This is a genomic window from Bartonella queenslandensis AUST/NH15, assembly GCF_000312585.1.
Lineage (GTDB): Bacteria > Pseudomonadota > Alphaproteobacteria > Rhizobiales > Rhizobiaceae > Bartonella > Bartonella queenslandensis_A.
In genome coordinates this window covers 213390-214741 of sequence record NZ_HE998013.1, presented here as the reverse complement: position 1 = coordinate 214741, position 1352 = coordinate 213390, and the positions used below count along the sequence as shown (strand labels likewise).

Here is a 1352-nt window from a genome sequence, read left to right as displayed (position 1 = left end):
GCACCCGTGGCGTGAAACACGCTTGTTTTGAAAATGATTGTTTGGTTATTAGAAGCCTATCTCTTAAGGCTATAGAATTTCATCGGTCAGTTCATATTTCTTAGACATGATTTTACTCTTTAATTAATGCATGCTTTGTCGTTTAAGTTCTTGAGACAGCAGCCCCATGCCTTTTGTGGTTATTTTTGCGCAAGGAATGACTTTTTCTATTCCACTTGCGGTTTGAAGTGTGATGGTTGGACAATCCATAAGTTGCTTTTGGATTTTGTCTTGATAAGGAAGCAAATTCCCTCCTGTTGTACGTCTGTAAATCCAACCTTTTTGCTGTAAGAATTGAATGAATTGTTTGGGTTGCATTTCCAGAATTTTAGCAGCTTCTGTAAGTCCAAAGAGCCCATTGTGACGTTGCAAGCTTTCAAGAGCAGCTGCTTTTGGTTTAAGGGTATTCACTTCGCTTTTTAAGGACTCTAATTGCGTGACGCTTTCTAAAAGCAGTTTCTTAACAAAGAGAGGATCTTCTAGAGCATTTGCAAGATTTAATTGAGGGAATTGTTTTACACGCCGTTCGCATTCAATGAAATATTGACGGGCTTCTTTCCCTTTTTCATTACGTTCGATCATGGAAAGTTCTTTTGCCATGTCTAAGGTGAGATGGTATTCCATGCTTGGTCGACCTCTTAAGGATTTCGCTAAAATTTTAGCGAAAATGATGAAATCTTGATTTTCTTGGAAATTATATTCTTTAATACGATTTTTAATCCAATCTCTAAAATTGGAATTAACTTCCAAAAATGTATGCAATTCACGAGCGTTGACCGTTTGAACGGTTTCGTGTTTGATTGTATTTTGCTGGATAGCAATAGGCTTTTCCATGACGGACCTCATACTGGTGGGATTGAAAGGGGCGTTTGAGAAAACGCCCTTTAGAATTTAAATCACATCACAAAGGCGCAATTTATTTTGCTCTTCATAGGTCCCATAGACCTCATCATTATATTTTTCTTTTGCTAAATCATCTAAAAGATCATTGAAAGAATTACTTTCACGGACAAAGTAATGAACCTCACTATCCTCATGGAGATGTTCAATATTTTTTTCTACATATGCGTCTGCGATCTCTTCAGAAATGTCTTCGCAACTTTTTTCAGAAGGATTGATGCGAAAGATTTGGATTGCATCATCTACCTCATCAACAATGCTTAGAATTTGGCTTGCATCAAGTGGTCCCGATTCTGCAATGTTTTGATCGTTATCGTAGGCAACTAATAAAATTTCATTGGAATGAATGAGAATTGGATTTTCCATAATTTCCCCTCCCTAACGCCTCTTGGCGATTGTTTGTGTTAATGTAT

Annotated in this window: 2 protein-coding genes; both read right to left on the bottom strand. The window is 37.2% G+C overall.

The genetic code is table 11. The features are described 5' to 3' along the window. Positions 1-123: 123 nt before the first annotated feature. Positions 124-873 (bottom strand): antA/AntB antirepressor family protein, encoded by a 750-nt coding sequence (locus tag BN338_RS08995; RefSeq protein ID WP_039761193.1) that lies wholly within the window; start codon positions 871-873, stop codon positions 124-126. 57 nt (positions 874-930) lie between these two features. Next, the gene (locus BN338_RS08990; RefSeq protein ID WP_039761191.1) at positions 931-1305 is read right to left on the bottom strand and encodes a hypothetical protein; all 375 of its coding nucleotides are present in this window, start codon (positions 1303-1305) and stop codon (positions 931-933) included. Positions 1306-1352 lie beyond the last annotated feature (47 nt).

Coding starts and splice junctions, on each gene's coding strand:
- BN338_RS08995 (WP_039761193.1), bottom strand. CDS start 873: ATGGAAAAGCCTATTGCTATCCAGCAAAATACAATCAAACACGAAACC.
- BN338_RS08990 (WP_039761191.1), bottom strand. CDS start 1,305: ATGGAAAATCCAATTCTCATTCATTCCAATGAAATTTTATTAGTTGCC.